16 protein-coding genes and 1 rRNA gene are annotated in these 21,210 nt (G+C 72.7%); 9 read left to right on the top strand and 8 right to left on the bottom strand.

What is annotated here, in order from left to right; genetic code table 11:
* The first annotated feature begins 145 nt into the window (after positions 1-145).
* Positions 146-262: ribosomal RNA gene (gene rrf / locus ABZ340_RS11510) — 5S ribosomal RNA — on the top strand.
* Between the two features lie 99 nt (positions 263-361).
* Here rrf and ABZ340_RS11505 read toward each other — a convergent pair.
* The 5 genes from ABZ340_RS11505 to ABZ340_RS11485 are packed head-to-tail and all read right to left on the bottom strand — an operon-like array spanning position 362 to position 6,026.
* Entirely contained in the window at positions 362-1,672 is a 1,311-nt protein-coding gene (locus ABZ340_RS11505) for a DUF58 domain-containing protein (RefSeq protein WP_358781538.1), read from the bottom strand.
* A complete protein-coding gene (locus ABZ340_RS11500) occupies positions 1,672-2,661 on the bottom strand; it encodes a MoxR family ATPase (protein WP_358781546.1) in 990 nt (329 codons plus the stop codon). Before ABZ340_RS11500 ends, ABZ340_RS11505 begins: the two co-directional genes overlap by 1 nt.
* A complete protein-coding gene (locus ABZ340_RS11495; RefSeq protein ID WP_358781537.1) occupies positions 2,661-3,866 on the bottom strand; it encodes a DUF4350 domain-containing protein in 1,206 nt (401 codons plus the stop codon). The genes ABZ340_RS11500 and ABZ340_RS11495 overlap by 1 nt, the downstream gene beginning before the upstream one ends.
* Positions 3,863-4,633, bottom strand: coding sequence for a DUF4129 domain-containing protein (locus ABZ340_RS11490; RefSeq protein ID WP_358781536.1), 771 nt, complete (start codon positions 4,631-4,633; stop codon positions 3,863-3,865). Before ABZ340_RS11490 ends, ABZ340_RS11495 begins: the two co-directional genes overlap by 4 nt.
* A 4-nt stretch (positions 4,634-4,637) precedes the next feature.
* Positions 4,638-6,026, bottom strand: a complete 1,389-nt coding sequence (locus ABZ340_RS11485) for a glycerophosphoryl diester phosphodiesterase membrane domain-containing protein (RefSeq protein ID WP_358781535.1) — start codon at positions 6,024-6,026, stop codon at positions 4,638-4,640.
* Between the two features lie 140 nt (positions 6,027-6,166).
* Here ABZ340_RS11485 and mtnA point away from each other — a divergent pair, with 140 nt between their 5' ends.
* From mtnA to ABZ340_RS11450, 7 genes are all read left to right on the top strand, one after another.
* Complete coding sequence (gene mtnA / locus ABZ340_RS11480) at positions 6,167-7,306, top strand: S-methyl-5-thioribose-1-phosphate isomerase (RefSeq protein ID WP_358781534.1); 1,140 nt, start codon at positions 6,167-6,169, stop codon at positions 7,304-7,306.
* 8 nt (positions 7,307-7,314) lie between these two features.
* A complete protein-coding gene (gene mtrA / locus ABZ340_RS11475) occupies positions 7,315-8,004 on the top strand; it encodes a two-component system response regulator MtrA (protein ID WP_009188938.1) in 690 nt (229 codons plus the stop codon).
* A gap of 1 nt (position 8,005) precedes the next feature.
* Complete coding sequence (gene mtrB / locus ABZ340_RS11470; protein ID WP_358781533.1) at positions 8,006-10,111, top strand: MtrAB system histidine kinase MtrB; 2,106 nt, start codon at positions 8,006-8,008, stop codon at positions 10,109-10,111.
* Positions 10,101-11,945 carry an LpqB family beta-propeller domain-containing protein gene (locus ABZ340_RS11465; protein ID WP_358781532.1) on the top strand — a complete coding sequence of 615 codons (1,845 nt, stop codon included), beginning with the start codon at positions 10,101-10,103 and terminating at the stop codon, positions 11,943-11,945. Before mtrB ends, ABZ340_RS11465 begins: the two co-directional genes overlap by 11 nt.
* A 205-nt stretch (positions 11,946-12,150) precedes the next feature.
* Positions 12,151-13,170: a ComF family protein gene (locus tag ABZ340_RS11460; RefSeq protein WP_358781531.1), complete on the top strand. Its 1,020-nt coding sequence runs from the start codon at positions 12,151-12,153 to the stop codon at positions 13,168-13,170.
* Positions 13,171-13,483: 313 nt separating this feature from the next.
* Complete coding sequence (gene raiA / locus ABZ340_RS11455; RefSeq protein ID WP_358781530.1) at positions 13,484-14,176, top strand: ribosome-associated translation inhibitor RaiA; 693 nt, start codon at positions 13,484-13,486, stop codon at positions 14,174-14,176.
* Positions 14,177-14,381: 205 nt separating this feature from the next.
* Entirely contained in the window at positions 14,382-15,128 is a 747-nt protein-coding gene (locus ABZ340_RS11450; RefSeq protein ID WP_358781529.1) for a response regulator transcription factor, read from the top strand.
* 124 nt (positions 15,129-15,252) lie between these two features.
* On the opposite strand, the gene ABZ340_RS11445 is transcribed toward ABZ340_RS11450, so the two are convergent.
* Both ABZ340_RS11445 and ABZ340_RS11440 read right to left on the bottom strand, forming a co-directional pair.
* Positions 15,253-16,425, bottom strand: coding sequence for a crosslink repair DNA glycosylase YcaQ family protein (locus tag ABZ340_RS11445; RefSeq protein WP_358781528.1), 1,173 nt, complete (start codon positions 16,423-16,425; stop codon positions 15,253-15,255).
* A 72-nt stretch (positions 16,426-16,497) separates the two neighbouring features.
* Positions 16,498-17,070, bottom strand: coding sequence for a GNAT family N-acetyltransferase (locus ABZ340_RS11440; RefSeq protein ID WP_358781527.1), 573 nt, complete (start codon positions 17,068-17,070; stop codon positions 16,498-16,500).
* Positions 17,071-17,353: 283 nt separating this feature from the next.
* On the opposite strand from ABZ340_RS11440, the gene secA reads away from it, so the two are divergent.
* On the top strand, positions 17,354-20,179 hold the full coding sequence (gene secA / locus ABZ340_RS11435) for a preprotein translocase subunit SecA (RefSeq protein WP_358781526.1): 2,826 nt from the start codon (positions 17,354-17,356) through the stop codon (positions 20,177-20,179).
* Positions 20,180-20,417: 238 nt separating this feature from the next.
* On the opposite strand, the gene ABZ340_RS11430 is transcribed toward secA, so the two are convergent.
* On the bottom strand, positions 20,418-21,047 hold the full coding sequence (locus ABZ340_RS11430; protein ID WP_358781545.1) for an Rv3235 family protein: 630 nt from the start codon (positions 21,045-21,047) through the stop codon (positions 20,418-20,420).
* Between the last annotated feature and the right edge of the window lie 163 nt (positions 21,048-21,210).

The raw sequence follows: 21,210 nt of genomic DNA, 5'->3' as shown, positions 1-21,210 counted from the left end.
GTTGATAGGCCGGATCTGGAAGCCAGGCAACTGGTGGAGGTGACCGGTACTAATAGGCCGAGGGCTTGTCCTCAGTTGCTCGCGTCCACTGTGTTGGTTCTGAAACCACGAACAGCCGTGTTGGTTGTTGTCTGTTTCATAGTGTTTCGGTGGTTATAGCGTAGGGGAAACGCCCGGTTACATTCCGAACCCGGAAGCTAAGCTCTACAGCGCCGATGGTACTGCAGGGGGGACCCTGTGGGAGAGTAGGACGCCGCCGAACAATTATTCCGGGGAACCCCGCATCGTATGATGCGGGGTTTTCCGCATTTATAGGGAGAAATAGAGAGAACGGGGCCTTGCGGCCTTGATTCCCTCCAGGTCATAGGCGGCCTGCTGCCTTCAGGGACAGGTAGGCGTCGGACAGTGCTGGGGCCAGGTCGTCCGGCAGGGCATCGACGACCGTGACGCCGTGGCGGCGGAGTTGCTCCGTGGTGCGGTGCCGTTCGGCTTGAGCCTGGGCGGCGGCTGCGGCCTCGTATACCGCCTCTGTGTTTCCCCGGGCCTTGGACATGGCCGCGACGTGCGGGTCTGCCACGGATGCCAGCAGAACCGTATGGCGCTGCGTGAGTTGGGCGAGGACAGGGAGGAGGCCCTCTTCGATCGGGGCCGCGTCGAGTGCGGTGAAGAGAACGATCAGCGAGCGGCGGGGTGCTGTGCGCAGGGCCGTGGCGGTGAGGCCCCGGGCGTCCGTTTCGACCAGCTCCGGTTCCAGCGTTGCCATCGCGTTGACCAGGGAGGGGAGGACGTCAGCTGCCGCGCGGCCCTGGACGAGGGCGCGGATGCGGCGGTCGTAGGCGAGGAGGTCGACGCGGTCGCCGGCGCGGGAGGCGAGGGCCGCCAGCAGCAGAGCCGCGTCCAGGGAAGCGTCGAGGCGGGGCGCGTCGCCCACGCGGCCGGCGGAAGTCCGGCCGGTGTCGAGGACCAGCAGGATGTGACGGTCGCGTTCGGGGCGCCAGGTGCGTACCGCGACCGTGGAGTGGCGGGCCGTGGCGCGCCAGTCGATGGAGCGGGTGTCGTCGCCCGGGACGTACTCGCGCAAGCTGTCGAATTCCGTTCCCTCGCCGCGGGTCAGGACGCTTGTGCGGCCGTCGAGTTCGCGGAGGCGGGCCAGTTTCGAGGGGAGATGCTTGCGGCTGGTGAAGGGAGGCAGGACGCGGAGTGTCCAGGGGACCTGGTGGGTGCCCTGGCGGGAGATCAGGCCCAAGGGGCCGTAGGAGCGGATGGTGACGCGGTCGGCCTGGCGGTCGCCGCGGCGGGTGGGGCGCAGCCGGGTGGTGAGGCGGCGGCGTTCGCCGGGAGGGATCGTCACGCGGTGGCGGGAGACCGCCGGTTCCGTGCCGGGCTGCCAGCTGCTGGGGGGCCAGGCGTCGCGGAGGTGGGCGCGGAGCGGGCGGCGGGACGGGTTGGTGACCGTGAGGGTGACGTCGGCGGTGTCGCCCAGGCGGACGGAGGTGTCGCCGGAGCGGGACAGGCGCAGGCGCCGTACGGGGGCCGCCAGGGCGTAGTCGCAGGCGCAGGCGAGGGCCAGGGGGGCGTTGACCGCGAGGATGCCCGTCCAGCTCGGTTCCCAGATGCCGACGGGGAGCGAGCCCAGGGCTGCGAGGAGTGCGGTGCGTCCGGTGAGTGCCATCAGCGGGGGACCGGGACGTGGGCCAGGACCGCGTTGATGACCGAGTCGGCCGTCACGCCCTCCATCTCGGCTTCCGGGCGGAGCTGGACGCGGTGGCGCAGGGTGGGCAGGGCGAGGGCTTTGACGTCGTCGGGGATGACGTAGTCGCGGCCGGTGAGCCAGGCCCAGGCGCGGGAGGTGGAGAGGAGGGCGGTCGCGCCGCGCGGGGAGACGCCGAGGGTGAGGGAGGGGGATTCGCGGGTGGCGCGGCAGATGTCGACGACGTAGGCGGTGATCTCCGGGGAGACCGTGGTCTTGGCGATCGCGGTGCGGGCCGCTTCCAGGTCGGCGGCGTTCGCCACCGGGCGTACGCCGGCGGCGCGCAGGTCGCGTGGGTCGAAGCCGGCGGCGTGGCGGGTGAGGACGTCGATCTCGTCCTGGCGGGAGGGGAGAGGGATGGTGAGCTTGAGGAGGAAGCGGTCCAGCTGGGCTTCCGGGAGGGGGTAGGTGCCTTCGTACTCGACCGGGTTCTGGGTGGCCGCGACCAGGAACGGGTCGGGGAGGGGGCGTGGGGTGCCGTCGACCGTGACCTGGCGTTCCTCCATGGCTTCGAGGAGGGACGACTGGGTCTTGGGGGGCGTGCGGTTGATCTCGTCGGCGAGGAGGAGGTGGGTGAAGACCGGGCCGGGCTGGAAGGAGAACTCGGCGGTGCGGGTGTCGTAGACGAGGGAGCCCGTCACGTCGCTCGGCATGAGGTCGGGGGTGAACTGGACGCGTTTGGTGTCGAGTTCGAGGGCGGAGGCGAGGGCGCGGACGAGGAGGGTCTTGGCGACGCCGGGGACGCCTTCGAGGAGGACGTGGCCGCGGCAGAGCAGGGCCACGACGAGGCCGGTCACCGCGGGGTCCTGGCCGACCACGGCCTTGGCGATCTCGGCGCGCAGGGCCTCCAGGGCGGCGCGGGCGGTCTCCGCGTTCCCGGCCGGCCCGGCGTTGTCAGTGGTCGGGTCCATCATGGACGGCGTACCTCACTTTCGAGGGCGTCGAGTTGGTCGGCGAGGGTGATCAGGGCCGCGTCGTCGCCGGGCGGCGGGCCGAAGAGGAGGGTGTGCAGCCCGGGTCCGTCGCCGGGTTCGCCGCGCAGGTGGGCGGAGAGGGCGGGGAGCAGGGCCTCGGGCGTGTGCGCCTGGGATGCGGGGATGCCTACGAGAGGGGCGAGGCGCGTGCGGGTGGCGGAGCGAAGAGCGGCGGCGGCGCGGTCGCGGGCGTCGGCGGCGCGGTAGAGGCGGGCGCGGCCTTCGACGGTCTCGGAGGCGCGGATCGCGACGGGGAGTTTCTCGGGCACCAGGGGGCCCAGTCGGCGTGCCCGCCACAGGGCGGCCAGGGCTGCCGCGACGAAGAGTTGCAGGGTACCCCAGAGCCAGCCCGGGGGGAGCAGGTCGAAGAAGTCGCGTTCGTCGTCGGGGGTGACGGCCGACGTGTCGGAGGGGGAGGGGAGGTACCAGACCAGATGGGGGCGGGAGCCGAGGAGCTGGAGGGCGAGCGAGGCGTTGCCCTGCTCGTCGAGGCGGTCGTTGAGGAGGATGTCGGGCGCGCCGAGGACGACGGTGTCGCCGCTTCCGGTGGCGTCGGGGAGGCGCAGCAGGGTGGCCAGGCGCCGGCTGGGGTAGCAGGCGTCGGCGTCGGGGCGGGTGGTGGTGTAGCGGATGCCGCCGGTGTCGGCGGTGCCGGCGCGGCGGGCGGCGGGCAGGTCGCAGTCGGGGGACAGCGTCGAGTCAGGGCTGGTGGCGGGGGCGGCGGTGACGCCGGGGGCGAGCCGTTCGACGGACGGGCTGCCGGGGGCGACGAGGACGGTACGGCCGCCGGAGCCGGTGGTCGCCGAACGCAGCTCGTTCTGCCGGCGTTCGGTCAGGAGGTCGGGGACGGCGACCAGGAGGGTGGTGTCGCGGCCGGTCGCGGCGCGGGCCTCGGCGAGCGTGGTGACCACGCGGGTGGTGACGCCGCGGTCGGCGAGGAGTTCGGCGACGGCGCGGCTGCCGTGGGGGTCGGCGGAGCGCGGGTCGAGCTCGCCGTGCCGGGCGTCGGAGCGGACCACGGCGATCGCGACGGCCCCGGCGAGCAGCAGGAGGAGGGCGAGGGCGACGCCTCGCGTGCGGGTCCACACCTGGCGCGCGGTGGGCGGGGCCGAGGTGGTCGGGAGCGTGGCCTCGGTGGTCATCCGGCGGCTCCCTGGCGGGTGGGGCGGTCCGCGCTGTGGGCGCTGTCGCTCGTGAGCCGGGGTTTGGTGTGTTCCAGGTCGCGGTCGAGGGCGGCGAGGTGCCGGTACGACTGCTCCGTCGCCGTTCGGCCGCCGTACGTCACGTCGTCGAAGGCGCGGGCGGCGGCGCGCAGCCGGTCGGTGTGGGCGGGCAGGGCGCGGCCTGCTTCCTTGGCTGCCTCGTCGGCGGTGCGGCCGGGGTGGATGTCGAGGAGGGCGCGTTCCTCCAAGGCGCGGACGACGGCCCGCATGCGTTCCTGGACGGCCTGGTTCCAGTGTCCCTGGGCGGCGTGTGCCTCGGCGGCGGCGCGGTGCTCGGCGGCGCTGCGGGGGCGGTCGTCGAACACGGTGGCGGAGAGGGCGGGCCGGCGGCGGGGGGTGCCCAGACGCCACCACAGGGCGCCCAGCACCGCCCCGATGGCCAGGACGACGACGATCAGGCCGAGTGTGCCTCCGGGGGTCGCGCCGGAGGCGGCGCGGAACAGGTCGTCGACCCAGTCCCAGAAGGCGTCGAGGGCCCGCTGGAACCAGCTGGGGTCGTTCTCGTGGTACATGCGCTTGGTCAGCTCGCGTCGCGCCGCCTCCCGCGCGGGGTCGCGCGGGATCGTCAGCGGCGGCTCGTCGCCGGAGTGCGGCAGCGCTCGTACGGAGGTGTCGCCGGCGCGCAGCGACGTCCGTACGGCGGTGCGCGGCAACGCCTCGGTGAGAACTCCCCCCGCCCGGATCACCGCATCAGCCTCCCGGGGTGGCGCCGGGGGCGCCGGAGCCGTGGCCCTGGACACCGGCGGCGCGGGCCAGTTCGAGGTCGAGTGCCTCGCGGCGGATGCGCTGGTCGATGTAGAGGAGCACGGTGACGCCGGCCGTGATCGGCATGGTGATCACGGAGCCGATCACCGCGCCGATGCCGGTGATGACGAGGAACGTCCAGTCGTAGGTGCCGGCGCCCTCGATGAAGCCGGAGAGCCCGTCGCCGTCGAGGGCGGCGGCGAGGAAGGTGAAGGGGACGACGATGATCGACGCGACGATGTTCGTGATGACCACCGCGAGCAGCTGGATGCCGAAGACGCGCCACCAGGATCCCCGCACCAGTTTGACGGAGCGGCTCAGTGCCTTCTTGACGCCCTGCTTCTCCAGCATCAGCGCCGGCGAGGCGAGGGAGAAGCGGACCATCAGCCACAGGGAGAGCACGGCGGCGCCGAGCAGGCCCAGGAGGGTGAGGGCGACGCCCGGTGCGCCGCCCGCCGTGACGGTCACGAGGATGCCGGGCAGGGAACCGGCGGCGACGACGCCGGCGGTGATGAGCATCAGCAGGAGGATCAGGCCGAACAGCTTCGGTATCCGGGGGCGGGCGTCCCGCCATGCCTCGCCGGTGGTCACGGGCTTGCCGAGCACGGCGCGGCTGGTGACGGTCGTGAGCAGGGCGGTCGCCACGACCGTGCCGATGAGGGTGATCAGGGACACGACGCCCGCGCCGAGCATGGCGTCGGTCATGGCGCGCGTCAGTTCGTCGAGCGTGGCGCTCGGGTCGTCGAGGACCTGGGTGCCGGTGTCGTCCAGGACCAGGCCCTGGAGGAGCACGACGACGATCTCGGTGACGACGGCGACGGTCAGGGCGATGCCGAGGACGGTGCGCCAGTAGGTGCGCATGGTGGAGACGGCGCCGTCGAGGATCTCGCCGACGCCGAGCGGGCGGAGCGGGATCACGCCGGGCTTGGCCGCGGGCGGGGGACCGCCCCAGCCTCCCCAGCCGCCGTAAGGGCCGTAGGGGCCGGGGGCTCCGTATCCGCCGCCGGGCGGGCCGTATCCGCCGGGGCCGGGGTGACCGCCTCCGCCGTGTCCGCCCGCGGGGCCGCCGGGGGGCGGGGTGCCCCAGCCGGGGCCGGGCGGCGGGGGCGGCGGGGACTGGTCCGGGGCGGCCTGGCCGACGGGCGCGGACCACTGGCCCGGTGGCGGCTGTTCCTTGGACCACTTGGTGCCCGGGTCCGCCGGCTGCTCGTCCGGCCGGCCGGCGGGCTGCGTGGGCTGGTCGGGGCCGGGGCGGTCGGCGGGTGCGGACGCGCCGGGGTCCCGTCCGTCGGACGGGGTGGATCCGGGCGAGGCCCAGCCCGGAGTGTCGTTCATCGTCGCTCCTTCACGATGCCCGTCCGCGGTCGCGGCGGCAGGTTGGCAGCCATCGTGCCATGGGGTGGTCCGGTGAGGATCGGCCGCGGTAGGGGCCGTGCACCTTCAATTGTCCGCCGGACAGCGGGCAGACTGACGGCATGGCTGATCAGTACGCGCACAGCGGCGAGGACAAGCGGCCGACCGAGACCCCGGCGATCCGCTGGGAGGAACCCCCCGAAGGACCGGTGCTGGTCCTGCTGGACCAGACCAGACTGCCGGCCGAGGAGGTGGAACTGGTCTGCACGGACGCGTCGGCACTGGTGGAGGCGATCCGCTCGCTCGCCGTGCGCGGGGCGCCGCTGCTCGGCATCGCGGGAGCGTACGGCGTCGCGCTCGCCGCCGTGCGGGGCTTCGACGTGGACGAGGCCGCGACGGCCCTGGCGGGGGCCCGGCCCACCGCGGTGAACCTCGCCGTCGGGGTGCGCCGTGCCCGGTCCGCGTACCGGGCCGCGCTCGCCGAGGGGGGCGACGGGCGGCGGGCCGCCGAGGCCGCGCTGGCCGCGGCGCGGGCGCTGCACCGGGAGGATGCCGAGGCCAGCGCCCGCATGGCGGAGCACGGGCTGGCCCTGCTGGACGAGTTGCTGCCCGGCGGCGGGCACCGGATCCTCACCCACTGCAACACCGGTGCGCTGGTGTCCGGCGGTGAGGGGACGGCGTTCGCGGTGGCGCTGGCGGCGCACCGGGCGGGGCGGCTCAGGCGCCTGTGGGTGGACGAGACGCGTCCGCTGCTGCAGGGCGCCCGCCTGACGGCGTACGAGGCGGCCCGCAGCGGCATGGCGTACACCCTGCTCACCGACAACGCGGCGGGTTCGCTGTTCGCGGCCGGGGAGGTGGACGCGGTGCTGATCGGGGCGGACCGCATCGCGGCCGACGGTTCGGTGGCGAACAAGGTGGGGAGCTACCCGCTGGCGGTGCTTGCGCGGTACCACCATGTGCCGTTCGTCGTGGTGGCGCCGGTGACGACGGTGGACCCGGACACGCCCGACGGCGCGTCCGTCGAGGTGGAGCAGCGCGCCGGGCACGAGGTGACGGAGGTCATGGCGCCGCAGGTGCCGGCGGCGGGAGCGGGGGGCGGGATCCCGGTGGCGCCCCTGGGGACCCAGGCGTACAACCCGGCGTTCGACGTGACACCGCCGGAGCTGGTGACGGCGATCGTCACCGAGGAGGGGGTCGTCTCGCCCGTGACGGGAGAGGCACTCGCCGCGCTGTGTGCCAGGTCACGCCGGGTAACGATTTAGCTAATGGGATGATGTCGTTTATGAAGGGACGAGTCCTTGTCGTCGACGACGACACCGCACTGGCCGAGATGCTCGGCATTGTGCTGCGTGGTGAGGGTTTTGAGCCGTCTTTCGTAGCCGACGGCGACAAGGCGCTGGCCGCCTTCCGTGAGGCCAAGCCGGATCTGGTGCTGCTCGACCTGATGCTGCCCGGCCGGGACGGCATCGAGGTGTGCCGCCTGATCAGGGCGGAGTCCGGGGTGCCGATCGTGATGCTGACGGCCAAGAGCGACACCGTCGACGTCGTCGTGGGCCTGGAGTCGGGCGCCGACGACTACATCGTGAAGCCGTTCAAGCCGAAGGAGCTGGTGGCCCGTATCCGGGCGCGGCTGCGCAGGTCGGAGGAGCCGGCGCCGGAGCAGCTCGCCATCGGCGACCTGGTCATCGACGTGGCCGGGCACTCCGTGAAGCGGGACGGGCAGTCGATCGCGCTGACGCCGCTGGAGTTCGATCTGCTGGTGGCGCTGGCGCGCAAGCCGTGGCAGGTGTTCACGCGTGAGGTGCTGCTGGAGCAGGTGTGGGGCTACCGGCACGCGGCCGACACCCGGCTGGTCAACGTCCATGTGCAGCGGCTGCGCTCCAAGGTCGAGAAGGACCCGGAGAAGCCGGAGATCGTGGTGACCGTCCGTGGCGTCGGTTACAAGGCCGGGCCGAGCTGACATGTCCGGGGACAGCGCCGCTCCGGCGCCCGGCCGGTCCGGGACCCGCGCCGGGCGGCCTGTCGGCCGGAAGGGGCCCGGTTCCCGCTGGGGCCGTCTCCTGGAGGGCGGGCTGCTGCACGGCGGGGTGCAGGGCAGCCCGGTGCTCCGTCTGTTCATGCGCTGGGTGCGCCGCCCGCTGCTGCCCGTCATCCGGCTGTGGCGGCGCAACCTCCAGCTGAAGGTCGTCGTCACCACGCTGCTGATGTCGCTGGGCGTGGTGCTGCTGCTGGGCTTCGTCGTGATCGGGCAGGTCCGCAACGGCCTGCTGGACGCCAAGGTGAAGGCGTCGCAGAGCCAGGCCACAGGTGGTTTCGCGGCGGCCAAGCAGCGGGCCGACGAGGCGGCGGCCGCGGCCGGCGACCCCGGCACGCCGGTCGGCGACCGTCCCTCGCAGAACGTCATCCAGTGGATGAGCGACCTGGTGTACTCGCTCTCCAGCGGCGGCCAGGGCGCGTTCGACGTGGTCACCCTTCCCGTGGGCGGTGACAGCGGCGGCGGGCGCGGTCCGCGCTCCTCCGGCGACGTCGCCCCGTCGGCCAGCATCCCCGAGAGCCTGCGGGAGCGGGTCGACAGCAGTACGGCCGCGGCCCAGAGCTACACCCGCATCTTCTACAACTCCTCCGAGGATTCCCAGCCGGCGCTGGTCATCGGCAAGCGGGTCAACGATCCCAACGGGGACCCGTACCAGCTGTACTACCTCTTCCCGCTGGCGCAGGAGGAGAAGTCGCTCAGCCTGGTCAAGGGGACGCTGGCGACGGCCGGGCTCTTCGTCGTCGTCCTGTTCGGGGCGATCGCGTGGCTGGTCGTGCGGCAGGTCGTCACGCCGGTGCGGATGGCGGCGGGGGTCGCCGAGCGGCTGTCCGCCGGGCGGTTGCAGGAGCGGATGAAGGTCACCGGCGAGGACGACATCGCGCGGCTCGGCGAGGCCTTCAACAAGATGGCGCAGAACCTGCAGCTGAAGATCAGTCAGCTGGAGGACCTGTCGCGGATGCAGCGGCGGTTCGTGTCCGACGTCTCCCACGAGCTGCGGACGCCGCTGACGACCGTGCGGATGGCCGCCGACGTCATCCACGAGGCGCGCGAGGACTTCGACCCGGTCACCGCCCGGTCGGCGGAGCTGCTCGCCGACCAGCTGGACCGGTTCGAGTCGCTGCTGGCGGACCTGCTGGAGATCAGCCGGTTCGACGCGGGCGCGGCGGCGCTGGAGGCGGAGCCGATCGACCTGAGGGAGGTCGTCCGGCGTGTCGTCGGCGGTGCCGAGCCGCTCGCCGAGCGCAAGGGCACGCGGATACGCGTCGTCGGCGACCAGCAGCCCGTGGTCGCCGAGGCCGACGCCCGGCGCGTGGAGCGCATCCTGCGCAACCTCGTCGTCAACGCCGTCGAGCACGGCGAGGGCAAGGACGTCGTGGTCAGGCTGGCCGCGGCGGGCGGCGCGGTCGCGGTCGCGGTGCGCGACTACGGTGTCGGGCTCAAGCCGGGCGAGGCGACCCGGGTCTTCAGCCGTTTCTGGCGGGCCGACCCGGCCCGCGCGCGGACCACCGGCGGGACGGGCCTGGGGCTGTCGATCGCCCTGGAGGACGCCCGGCTGCACGGGGGCTGGCTGCAGGCGTGGGGCGAGCCGGGTGGCGGCTCGCAGTTCCGGCTGACGCTGCCGAGGACCGCGGACGAGCCGCTGCGGGGCTCCCCGATACCGCTGGAGCCCGCGGACTCGCGGCGCCGTGGCGGGGCGGACGGGCCGGATGGGACGGATGGGCGGGACGGGACCGCGGTGCCGCACGGCGGGGAGAAAACCGTCACCGTTCCGGCGCAGCAGACGGCCGGCCGGGCGGACGCGAGACCGGTCCGGGGCCCGATCCCGCCGCGGCCGGCCGCGGCGGCGCCCGCGGCGGACCCGACGGCGCTGCCCGGCAGCGGCGCGCGCGTGGTGCCGCGGCCCGTGCCGGTGACCCGGCGCCAGGACGGTCCGGCCGCCGACGGCCCGGTCACCGCGCAGAGCGACGGACGCCCGGCCGGCCGGCCGGAGGAGGACCCGAACAGCCAAGGGGAGGCATGTCGTGGCCGCTGACCGCGAGGGGAGCCGTCGGCGGGCGCCGGTGCGCGCGGTGGCGTACGCCGCCGTCGGGGCCGTCCTGCTGGCGGGGTGCGCCACCATGCCCGACAGCGGGGATCTGCGGGGCGTGGAGTCCACGCCCCGCCAGGACACGCAGGTGCGGGTGTTCGCCATGCCGCCGGCCGAGGACGCCCCGCCCTCGGAGATCGTGCAGGGCTTCCTGGAGGCGCTCACCAGCGACGACCCCCACTACGAGACGGCGCGGGAATACCTGACGGAGGCGGCGCGCAAGACGTGGCGGCCCGAGCTGGCCACCACGGTGCTCGCCGACGGGCCGGGCACCGAGCCGGGCCGCACGGGCGACCGGGAGGACACCGACGCCTACTCGCTCACCCTGACCGGCACCAAGGTCGCCACGGTCGACGCGCAGCAGTCGTACGCGCCCGCCGACGGGCAGTACCGGGCGCCGGTGCACCTCAAGCGGGACGGCAAGAGCGGGCAGTGGCGGATCGACACGGTGCCGCAGGGCGTCGTGATGGGCAAGTCGGACTTCCAGCGCAACTACATGTCCGTCAACAAGTACTACTTCGCCTCGAACCACACCCCGGACGCCGGGAGCGGGGCGGGCGGGCAGCCGATGGCCGTCGCCGACCCCGTCTATGTGCGCAAGCGCGTGGATCCCCTGACGCAGGCGGTGCGTTCCCTGCTCAACGGGCCGACGCGGCTGCTCGGACGTGTGGTCAGATCCAGCTTCCCCAGTGGTACGGCGCTGGCGAAGGGCGTCTCCTCGCTGACGCCCGACGACCGCAACCGGCTGACGGTGCCGCTGAACGACCGGGCTGCCCGGGCCGGTTCGGACACGTGCGAGGAGATGGCGGCCCAGCTGCTGTTCACGTTGCGCAACCTCACTCCCGCGGTGGATGAGGTCGATCTGCGGGCGGGTGACGAGCGGGTGTGCTCGCTCACCGAGGACCGGGCCGCGGTGGTCGCGGCGCGCGGTTCGGCGCAGCACCCCGACTACCTGTACTTCGTCGACGGCGAGAAGCGCCTGGTGCGGCTCCCCGCCGGCAGCAGCGCCACCCGGGCCGAACCCGTGCCCGGGGCGCTGGGCTCCGGTGAGGTCGGGCTGCGGTCGGCGGCCGTGTCGCGCGACGAGCACAGCGCGGCCGGGGTCGGCCCGGACGGCAGTGCGCTGTATGTCGCCTCACTGGTCTCGGGCGGTTCGCTCGGGGAGCCGGTGCTGGTCAGCCGGGGCCGGACGGAGCAGGAGCGGCTGGCGACGCCCAGCTGGGACGCGCAGGGGGACCTGTGGGTCGTCGACCGCGACCCGGCCCGCCCCCGGCTGCTGGTGCTGGAGCAGGGCAGGGGCGAACCGGTGACGGTGCAGACCCCGGGGCTGGAAGGCCGGGTCCAGGACGTGCGGGTGGCCGCCGACGGGGTGCGCATCGCGCTCGTCGTGCGCGACGAGGACGGACAGCGGTCGCTGCTCATCGGGCGGATCGAACGCGACGGGAAGGCGCAGGGACGGCCGGTGGTCACCGTCCGCGAGCTGCGCTCCGCGACGCCGGGGCTGGAGGAGGTCACGGCGATGTCCTGGGCCGGGGACAGCCGGCTCGTGGTGGTGGGGCGCGAGCACGGGGGCGTGCAGCAGATCGGGTACGTCCAGGTCGACGGGTCCACGCCGGAGACGCAGGCGCCCGCGGCCCTCACGGGCGTGCAGGAGATCGCCGCGTCCGAGGACGAGCGGCTGCCGCTGGTGGCGTACTCGGAGGACGGGATCGTGCGGCTGCCGTCCGGGACGCAGTGGCAGAAGGTGACGGACGGGACGGCGCCGGTCTATCCGGGGTGAGGGCGGCCGTGGCCTGCGGCGGCCGGGGTTTCCCGGTTCTGCGGTGTCCGGGTGCCCAGGTGTCCGGGCGCCAGGTGTCCGGGTTTCCGGGTTTCCGGGTTTCCGGTTGTGCGGGCTCCGGGTTTTCCACAGGCGGTGACGGGCGGTGGCCGCCGGTTGTCCACAGGGCTGGCCGGGCGGTGCCGGTGTCGGCACAGTGGTGGGCATGCGGGGGTGGTGGCAGGACCTGGCCGACTTGGTGCTGCCGGCCGAGTGCGGAGGCTGCGGCAGGGCGCGCACGGTGCTCTGCCCGCGGTGCCGTGCCGCTCTGAGCGGGGCAGCGCCGCGCCGGGTGCGGCCGGCGCCGGAGCCGCCCGGGCTGCCGGCGGTGCACGCGGCGGCCCGGTACGCGGACGAGGTGCGGGCGGTGCTGCTCGCCCACAAGGAGCGGGGCGTGCTGGCGCTCGCGGGACCGCTCGGCACGGCGCTGGCGGGAGCCGTGCGCGCCGGGCTGCGGGACGCCGTGCGGGAGGGGATGTACGGGGCTGGGGACGCCGGGTGGGAAGGGGGGCACCGGGCCGGGGGCACCGGATTCCGGGAGGCCGGGATCGGTAGGGGGAGCGGGGGCGGGGCGGGGGCCGTGCTGCTCGTTCCCGTCCCCTCCGCCCGGCGGGCGGTGCGGGCGCGGGGGCACGATCCGGCGCGGCGGATCGCCCTCGCCGCTGCGGGAGAGCTGCGGAGGACCGGGACGCCCGCCCGGGTGCTCGCGGCGCTGCGGCAGCGGCGTGCCGTGGCCGACCAGTCGGGGCTCGACTCCAGGCGGCGACGGGACAACCTCGCGGGCGCCCTCGCGGTGGTGCCGGGGGCCGGGCGGCTGCTGCGCGGCGCCGGTGCCGTCGTACTCGTGGACGACCTGATGACGACCGGGGCGTCCCTGGCGGAGGCGGCGCGTGCCGTGCGGGCGTCGGCGGGCGGACCGGAGGGGGCGGCGGGAGAGGACGCGGCCCCGTGCGCACGGGCCCCGGGGCCGGACCCGTACCCGGCGGAGACGGCGGCCGTGTATTCGCGAGCCATGGGGGAAGGCAGAGGGGAACGGAGGGACATGGCGCCGGGAGAGAGGACGAGCCGGTGGCCCACCGGACCGGAAAGGGCGGGCGTGAACGGGGACGGCGAGACGGCCCGCCGTGTCATGTATGCGGCCGTGGTCGCGTCGTCACCGGATTCTTTCGAAATGAACTGGAACTGATCGACTGGTGTTGTCGTTGCAGGTAATGACGGGGAGAATTCGCCTGAACGGAGGTATGTCGAGGTAGAGGGTGACGACATCCGTCCGGGCGAGATATGTTCGGGTGAGAGGGAAAGCCGCAGGCCACACCTCTCATATCGGAATGCCGGCCGCGGGAATTTTTCATCATCACCCGCACCGGTGGAATGCAGATCTTGCCCACGGGGGAGGAGGTGGAAGTCACCGAGTCCGAGGTCCCGGGGCTCACCGGGACCTGGTGCAAAAGGGAGATGCTCCGCCGTCGGAGCGGAGTGATCCGGGAACGGAGTTCTGCGTGGACATCGTCGTCAAGGGCCGCAAGACCGAGGTGCCCGAGCGGTTCCGGAAGCACGTGGCCGAGAAGCTGAAGCTGGACAAGATCCAGAAGCTCGATGGCAAGGTGATCAGCCTCGACGTCGAGGTGTCCAAGGAGCCCAACCCCCGACAGGCCGACCGCTGCGACCGGGTGGAGATCACCCTCCGCTCCCGCGGTCCGGTGATCCGGGCGGAGGCAGCGGCGAGCGATCCGTACGCGGCGCTCGACCTGGCGGCGGAGAAGCTGGACGCGCGGCTGCGCAAGCAGCACGACAAGCGCTTCTCGCGGCGTGGCGCGCGCCGCATCTCGGCGGCCGAGGTCGCCGACCACGTCCCGGACGCGGCGACGCTCAACGGGGCGGGTGCCGTCGTCCCGCAGGAGGACCAGGACAGCGTGCCCACCAAGAAGATCGGCTCGCTGGAGATCCAGGGCGAAGGCCCTCTCGTCGTCCGTGAGAAGACCCATGTGGCCGCGCCGATGACCCTCGACCAGGCGCTCTACGAGATGGAGCTGGTCGGGCACGACTTCTACCTGTTCGTCGACTCCGAGACCAAGGAACCCAGCGTCGTCTACCGGCGGCACGCGTACGACTACGGCGTGATCCACCTCAGGACGGACACGATGGTCACCCAGGCGCCCTCCCCCGAGGCGGGCGGAGCGCTCGGCGGCTGACCGCGCCGGGTGACCCGAGGGCCGGTGCCCCTGGAGCGCGTGTGCGCCCCCAGGGGCACCCGTGTGCGCCCCCGTCGCGCACCGCTGAGTCACCCCGGTGCCGTCCGGGCATGAAATCATGGCCGCAACGGCTCAACCGGTGGGTCGTTGCCTTGCGTTGGCGATGGCTCACGACCACAGGCCACAGCCTTCAGGGGGAGGAACGATGGCGGACAGCTTCGGACCGATGCGGGACGAGGACGCGGGCGAAGGCGTCGTCGGCATGGGCCCGGAGGCGGGCTCTGCGCGCGAGGAGCCGATCAGGGTCCTGGTCGTCGACGACCACGCCCTGTTCCGCCGTGGCCTGGAGATCGTGCTCGCGGCCGAGGAGGACATCCAGGTCGTCGGGGAGGCCGGCGACGGCGCCGAGGCCGTCGAGAAGGCCGCCGACCTGCTGCCCGACATCGTGCTGATGGACGTGCGGATGCCGAAGCGGGGCGGGATCGAGGCCTGCACCTCCATCAAGGAGGTGGCTCCCAGCGCCAGGATCATCATGCTGACGATCAGCGACGAGGAAGCCGACCTCTACGACGCGATCAAGGCGGGCGCGACCGGTTACCTCCTCAAGGAGATCTCCACCGACGAGGTGGCCACCGCCATTCGCGCGGTGGCCGACGGACAGTCGCAGATCAGCCCGTCCATGGCGTCGAAGCTGCTCACCGAGTTCAAGTCGATGATCCAGCGGACCGACGAGCGCCGGCTGGTGCCCGCCCCGCGGCTGACCGACCGCGAGCTGGAGGTCCTGAAACTGGTGGCCACCGGGATGAACAACCGGGACATCGCCAAGGAACTGTTCATCTCCGAGAACACCGTCAAGAACCACGTGCGCAACATCCTGGAGAAGCTGCAGCTGCACTCCAGGATGGAGGCCGTCGTGTACGCGATGCGGGAGAAGATCCTCGAGATCCGCTGATCCGGGTGATCCGAGTGATCCGGGTGATCCAAGTGATCCGCTGATCCGGGTGATCTGCTGATCCAAGTGATCCGCTTGTCCGGGTGTTCTGAGCGATCCGGGCGATCCAGGTGATCCAGGTGATTCAGACCAGGAGGCGGGCCAGCTCCCGTACCAGGGAATCGCGCAGATCCGGAGCGTCGACCCGCTCCACGCGGACGTTCGTGCAGTCCACCCAGCCCGCCGCTTCGACCAGGGCCTGCGCCACCGCCGGGACCGCCTTCGGGCCGTCCAGCGTGACCTGCCTGGCCACCAGGGTCCGTCCCTCACGGGCCGGGTCCACCCGGCCGACGAGACGGCCACCGGCGAGGACCGGCATCGCGAAGTAGCCGTACACCCGCTTGTGCTTGGGGACGTATGCCTCCAGGCGGTGGGTGAACCCGAAAACGCGTTCCGTGCGCGCCCGCTCCCACACGAGGGAGTCGAACGGCGACAGCAGCGTCGTGCGGTGCCGGCCGCGCGGGGGAGCCGCCAGAGCCGCGGGGTCGGCCCAGGCCGGTCTGCCCCAGCCCTCCACCGTGACCGGGACCAGCCCCGAGTCGGCGATCACCGCGTCGACCTGCTCCCCCTTGAGCCGGTGATAGTCCGCGATGTCGGAGCGGGTACCGACGCCCAGGGCCTGTCCGGCCAGCCGGACCAGCCGGCGCAGGCACTCGGCGTCGTCCAGCTCGTCGTGCAGCAGGTGCTCCGGAACCGCGCGTTCTGCGAGGTCGTACACCCGCTTCCAGCCGCGGCGTTCGACGCACACCACCTCGCCGTACATCAGGGCGCGTTCGACGGCGATCTTGGAGCTGGACCAGTCCCACCACTCGCCGGTCCGCTTGGCGCCGCCCAACTCGGTCGCCGTGAGCGGCCCTTCGGCGCGCAGCTGCTTGACGACCTGGTCGTAGGTGCCCTCCGGGAGCTCGTGGTTCCAGTGCGGGCGGTCCCGGTAGGCGCGGCGGCGGAAGGCGAAGTACGGCCACTCCTCGATGGGCAGGATGCAGGCGGCGTGCGACCAGTACTCGAAGGCGTGCGTGTCCTTCCAGTAGGCGTCCTCGACGGTCTCGCGGCCCACCGCGCCCAGGCGGGCGTACGGGACGAGTTCGTGGGAGCGGGCGAGGACCGAGATGGTGTCGAGCTGGACCGCGCCCAGCCGGCGCAGGACGCCGCGGACACCCGAGCGGCGGTCGGGGGCACCGAGGAAACCTTGGGCCCGCAGGGCTATGCGGCGGGCCTCGTCTGCGGAGAGCTCTGCGGTGGGGCGCGGGGTCGTCATGCCTTCGCACGATAGGGGGTGGGACTGACAGCGGGGGCGCGTTCGGCCGGACGGCGGCGGCACCGCCCGAGGTCACCGGGAAGGTGCGGGCACGTACGGCGCCGTCGACGGCAGGCCGAGGTCCGAGGGCAGCAGGGAACCCACCCAGCAGTCCCGGCGTACGCCCTTGTTGTCGATCGCGCAGCGCAGGGTGCCCTCCAGGGTGAAGCCCGCGCGTTCGGCCACCGCGCGTGAGGGCGTGTTGCCGACCTCGGCGCGCCACTCCACGCGGTCTACCGCGGCCTCGGTGAAGGCCCAGCGGCTGACGGCGAGCACCGCCTCGGTGACGTAGCCCCGGCCGCGGTGCTCCTTGGCGCCCCAGAAGCCGATCTCCGCCGTGCCCGGGGAGAGCACGGTCAGGCCGAGCATGGCCACCAGGTCGCCGGTGGGCAGGAAGACGCCGAAGGTGAACGCCGTGCCGGCGGCCCAGCCGGACGGGACGATCTGTTCGGTGAAGCCCCGCGCGTGTTCGGGCAGGTACGGGGAGGGGACGACGGTCCAGCGCTGGATGTCGGGGTCCTGGCAGGCGGCGTACACGGCGTCGGTGTCCTGCGGGCCGACGGCGCGCAGCAGGAGACGGCCGGTGGTGAGCGTGACGGGTTCCATCGGCCGATTCTGCTCGCAGGTCCGGGTGGGGCACCATCGGTTTGCGCTCCGTGGAGCCGTGGTCACGTTTCACGATTCGCCGGACGGCGGCGGCACCATCCGGGGGCGCCGGGCGTTGTCCTGGATGGAAGCGCAGCGCGGCTGACGGGAGGAGACATGCGGCGGACGGTCGTCGCGGCAGCCCTCCCGGGGCGACGGGGTCCTCGCATACGATGGCCGTTGCTCACTCACGTCAAACGGAAACCGACCGTCCCAGGCCCGACCGGCAAGGAGACCAACCCCCGTGTCCGTCCTCTCGAAGATCATGCGTGCAGGCGAAGGCAAGATCCTGCGCAAGCTGCACCGCATCGCGGACCAGGTCAACTCCATCGAAGAGGACTTCGTCGACCTCTCCGACGCCGAGCTGCGGGCCCTCACCGACGAGTACAGGCAGCGCTACGCCGACGGTGAGAGCCTGGACGACCTGCTGCCCGAGGCGTTCGCCACCGTCCGCGAGGCCGCCAAGCGCGTCCTGGGCCAGCGCCACTACGACGTGCAGCTGATGGGCGGCGCCGCCCTGCACATGGGCTACGTGGCCGAGATGAAGACCGGTGAGGGCAAGACCCTCGTCGGCACGCTGCCCGCCTACCTCAACGCCCTCTCCGGCGACGGCGTGCACATCGTCACGGTCAACGACTACCTGGCCGAGCGCGACTCCGAGATGATGGGCCGCGTCCACAAGTTCCTGGGCCTCGACGTCGGCTGCATCCTCGCCAGCATGACGCCGGCCCAGCGCCGCGAGATGTACGCGTGCGACATCACGTACGGCACGAACAACGAGTTCGGCTTCGACTACCTGCGCGACAACATGGCGTGGTCCAAGGACGAGCTCGTCCAGCGCGGCCACAACTTCGCCATCGTCGACGAGGTCGACTCCATCCTCATCGACGAGGCCCGTACGCCGCTGATCATCTCCGGCCCGGCCGACCAGGCCACCAAGTGGTACGGCGACTTCGCCAAGCTGGTCAAGCGCCTCAAGCGCGGCGAGCCCGGCAACCCCCTCAAGGGCCTGGAGGAGACCGGCGACTACGACGTCGACGAGAAGAAGCGCACGGTCGCCATCCACGAGGCCGGTGTCGCCAAGGTCGAGGACTGGCTGGGCATCGACAACCTCTACGAGTCGGTGAACACCCCGCTGGTCGGTTACCTGAACAACGCCATCAAGGCCAAGGAGCTCTTCAAGAAGGACAAGGACTACGTCGTCATCGACGGCGAAGTCATGATCGTCGACGAGCACACCGGCCGTATCCTCGCCGGCCGCCGCTACAACGAGGGCATGCACCAGGCGATCGAGGCGAAGGAAGGGGTGGAGATCAAGGACGAGAACCAGACGCTCGCCACGATCACCCTCCAGAACTTCTTCCGCCTCTACAACAAGCTCTCCGGCATGACCGGTACGGCGATGACCGAGGCCGCCGAGTTCCACCAGATCTACAAGCTCGGCGTGGTCCCGATCCCGACCAACAAGCCGATGATCCGCAAGGACCAGTCGGACCTGATCTACCGCACCGAGGTCGCCAAGTTCGAGGCGGTCGTCGACGACATCGAGGAGAAGCACCGCAAGGGCCAGCCGATCCTCGTCGGCACGACGTCGGTCGAGAAGTCCGAGTACCTCTCGCAGCAGCTCTCCAAGCGCGGCATCCAGCACGAGGTGCTCAACGCCAAGCAGCACGACCGGGAGGCGTCGATCGTCGCCCAGGCCGGCCGCAAGGGCGCCGTGACGGTGGCCACCAACATGGCCGGCCGCGGTACGGACATCAAGCTCGGCGGCAACCCCGAGGACCTCGCCGAGGCGGAGCTGCGCCAGCGCGGCCTCGACCCCGAGGAGCACATCGAGGAGTGGGCCGCCGCCCTGCCCGAGGCGCTCAAGCGCGCCGAGGAGGCCGTGAAGGCCGAGAAGGAGGAGGTCGAGCGCCTCGGCGGCCTCTACGTGCTGGGTACCGAGCGGCACGAGTCCCGCCGGATCGACAACCAGCTGCGCGGCCGCTCCGGCCGTCAGGGCGACCCCGGCGAGTCCCGTTTCTACCTCTCCCTCGGCGACGACCTGATGCGCCTGTTCAAGGCCCAGATGGTCGAGCGCGTGATGTCGATGGCGAACGTCCCCGACGACGTGCCGATCGAGAACAAGATGGTCACGCGCGCCATCGCGTCCGCCCAGTCGCAGGTCGAGCAGCAGAACTTCGAGACCCGCAAGAACGTCCTGAAGTACGACGAGGTCCTCAACCGGCAGCGCGAGGTCATCTACGGCGAGCGGCGCCGCGTCCTGGAGGGCGAGGACCTGCACGAGCAGATCCAGCACTTCATGAACGACACCATCGACGCCTACGTCCAGGCCGAGACCTCCGAGGGCTTCCCGGAGGACTGGGACCTGGACCGGCTGTGGGGCGCGTTCAAGCAGCTGTACCCGGTGAGCGTGACCATCGAGGAGCTGGAGGAGGCGGCCGGCGACCGGGCCGGCCTGACCGCCGAGTTCATCGCCGAGTCCATCAAGGACGACATCCAGCGGCAGTACGAGGCGCGTGAGGAGCAGCTCGGCTCCGAGATCATGCGGGAGCTGGAGCGCCGGGTCGTGCTGTCGGTCCTGGACCGCAAGTGGCGCGAGCACCTCTACGAGATGGACTACCTCCAGGAGGGCATCGGCCTGCGCGCGATGGCGCAGAAGGACCCGCTGGTCGAGTACCAGCGCGAGGGCTTCGACATGTTCCAGGCCATGATGGACGGCATCAAGGAGGAGTCCGTCGGCTACCTGTTCAACCTGGAGGTCCAGGTCGAGCAGCAGGTCGAGGAGGTCCCGGTCGAGGACGCGAAGCCGTCGCCGTCCCTGGAGAAGGCCCCGCAGGACGCGGTGCCGGCCCAGGCGGGCACCCGCCCGGAGATCCGTGCCAAGGGGCTCGACGCCCCGCAGCGGCGGAACCTGCACCTGACCGCGCCGACCGTGGACGGCGAGGGCGGCGTCATCGAGCGTGACGTCAGCCCCGAGGACGAGCCGGTGCGCTCCCCGGCCGACGGCCTCACGCGCGCGGAGCGCCGCAAGCAGGCCAAGGGAGGCGGCCGGCGCCGCAAGAAGTGACGGCGGCGACGGCGCCGTGGAGCGGGCAAGGGCCGGGTCCCCTCGGGGCGCCCGGCCCTTCGGCCTGTCCGGGGTCGGCTCGGGGGCCGTCCGGGGCTGTCCGATGCCTGTTCGAGATGGTCCGATGCCTGTTCGGGGCGGTCCGGGACTCGCCCGGGACCCGTCCGGGCCGGTCCGGGACTCGCCCGGGACCCGTCCGGGCCGGTTCGGGATCCGTTCCGGGTGGTCCGGTGCCGGGTCAGGCGTCGTCGGTGCGGGGCATGCGGGGGCCGCCCAGTTCGACGGCCGTGCAGCGCCAGCGCAGGTCCCGGCCGCGTTCCAGACGGAAGGCCAGGGCGCGCAGCCGGTCACCGGCGCCGATGCGGGCGAAGACCTCCACGGCACCCGGGCGGGGCTCGAACCAGCCGATGTCCCGGACCACGGGGTGGGTGCCGCGCGTGCGCAACGGGTGGTGTTCGGCGAGCCACACCAGTTCGTCGTAGGCGCGTCCGGCGGTGTGCCGGAGCATCGAGTGGACGGGACGCCGGCCGCTGAGGACACCGAGGAGCCGCTCGGCGAACATGTCGGTGGGCCGGGGCTGCGGAAGAGGGCCGTGGGGGAGCCGGACGGGGACGGCCGGGCCCGCTTCCCGGGCCGTCGGCGGACGGGTGTCCAGGGGCCTCACACGGGCGCGCGGCGGCTCGCCGGGGGAGCCCGGCCGACGGCCGCCGGGGGCGGCGGTGCGGAGGGCGCCTCCGCCCGGCGTGCGGGGCGGGGAGCCAGAGCCGGGCGTACGGGACGGAGCGGTCCCCGGACGGCGGGAGTCGTGGCGGTTGGACGGACGGGTGCTGCCGGGGCGCTGATGGGCCCTGGTCATGACCTTGTGCATGGGGAGTCCCCGTTCGGCGGCCCGGTGGATACCGAGCAGTAACTTCGTGGTGTGGATCTTGTACGGGGTGGTGCGGCGCGGCGGCAAGGAGGCGGGCGGCCGGGCCGGGGCGGGGGAGGGATTCACCTATCCGGGGGAACGGCCGCCGGGAGGCGCCCGGCGC

Source organism: Streptomyces sp. NPDC006134 (genome assembly GCF_040628835.1).
Taxonomy (GTDB): Bacteria; Actinomycetota; Actinomycetes; order Streptomycetales; family Streptomycetaceae; genus Streptomyces.
This window is presented reverse-complemented; position numbering and strand designations above follow the sequence as displayed.

Excerpts from the sequence above, each read along its gene's own strand:
- ABZ340_RS11505 (WP_358781538.1), bottom strand. The coding sequence starts at position 1,672 with ATGGCACTCACCGGACGCACCGCACTCCTCGCAGCCCTGGGCTCGCTC.
- ABZ340_RS11500 (WP_358781546.1), bottom strand. The coding sequence starts at position 2,661 with ATGGACCCGACCACTGACAACGCCGGGCCGGCCGGGAACGCGGAGACC.
- ABZ340_RS11495 (WP_358781537.1), bottom strand. The coding sequence starts at position 3,866 with ATGACCACCGAGGCCACGCTCCCGACCACCTCGGCCCCGCCCACCGCG.
- ABZ340_RS11485 (WP_358781535.1), bottom strand. The coding sequence starts at position 6,026 with ATGAACGACACTCCGGGCTGGGCCTCGCCCGGATCCACCCCGTCCGAC.
- mtnA (WP_358781534.1), top strand. The coding sequence starts at position 6,167 with ATGGCTGATCAGTACGCGCACAGCGGCGAGGACAAGCGGCCGACCGAG.
- mtrA (WP_009188938.1), top strand. The coding sequence starts at position 7,315 with ATGATGTCGTTTATGAAGGGACGAGTCCTTGTCGTCGACGACGACACC.
- mtrB (WP_358781533.1), top strand. The coding sequence starts at position 8,006 with ATGTCCGGGGACAGCGCCGCTCCGGCGCCCGGCCGGTCCGGGACCCGC.
- ABZ340_RS11460 (WP_358781531.1), top strand. The coding sequence starts at position 12,151 with ATGCGGGGGTGGTGGCAGGACCTGGCCGACTTGGTGCTGCCGGCCGAG.
- ABZ340_RS11450 (WP_358781529.1), top strand. The coding sequence starts at position 14,382 with ATGGCGGACAGCTTCGGACCGATGCGGGACGAGGACGCGGGCGAAGGC.
- ABZ340_RS11445 (WP_358781528.1), bottom strand. The coding sequence starts at position 16,425 with ATGACGACCCCGCGCCCCACCGCAGAGCTCTCCGCAGACGAGGCCCGC.
- ABZ340_RS11440 (WP_358781527.1), bottom strand. The coding sequence starts at position 17,070 with ATGGAACCCGTCACGCTCACCACCGGCCGTCTCCTGCTGCGCGCCGTC.
- ABZ340_RS11430 (WP_358781545.1), bottom strand. The coding sequence starts at position 21,047 with ATGCACAAGGTCATGACCAGGGCCCATCAGCGCCCCGGCAGCACCCGT.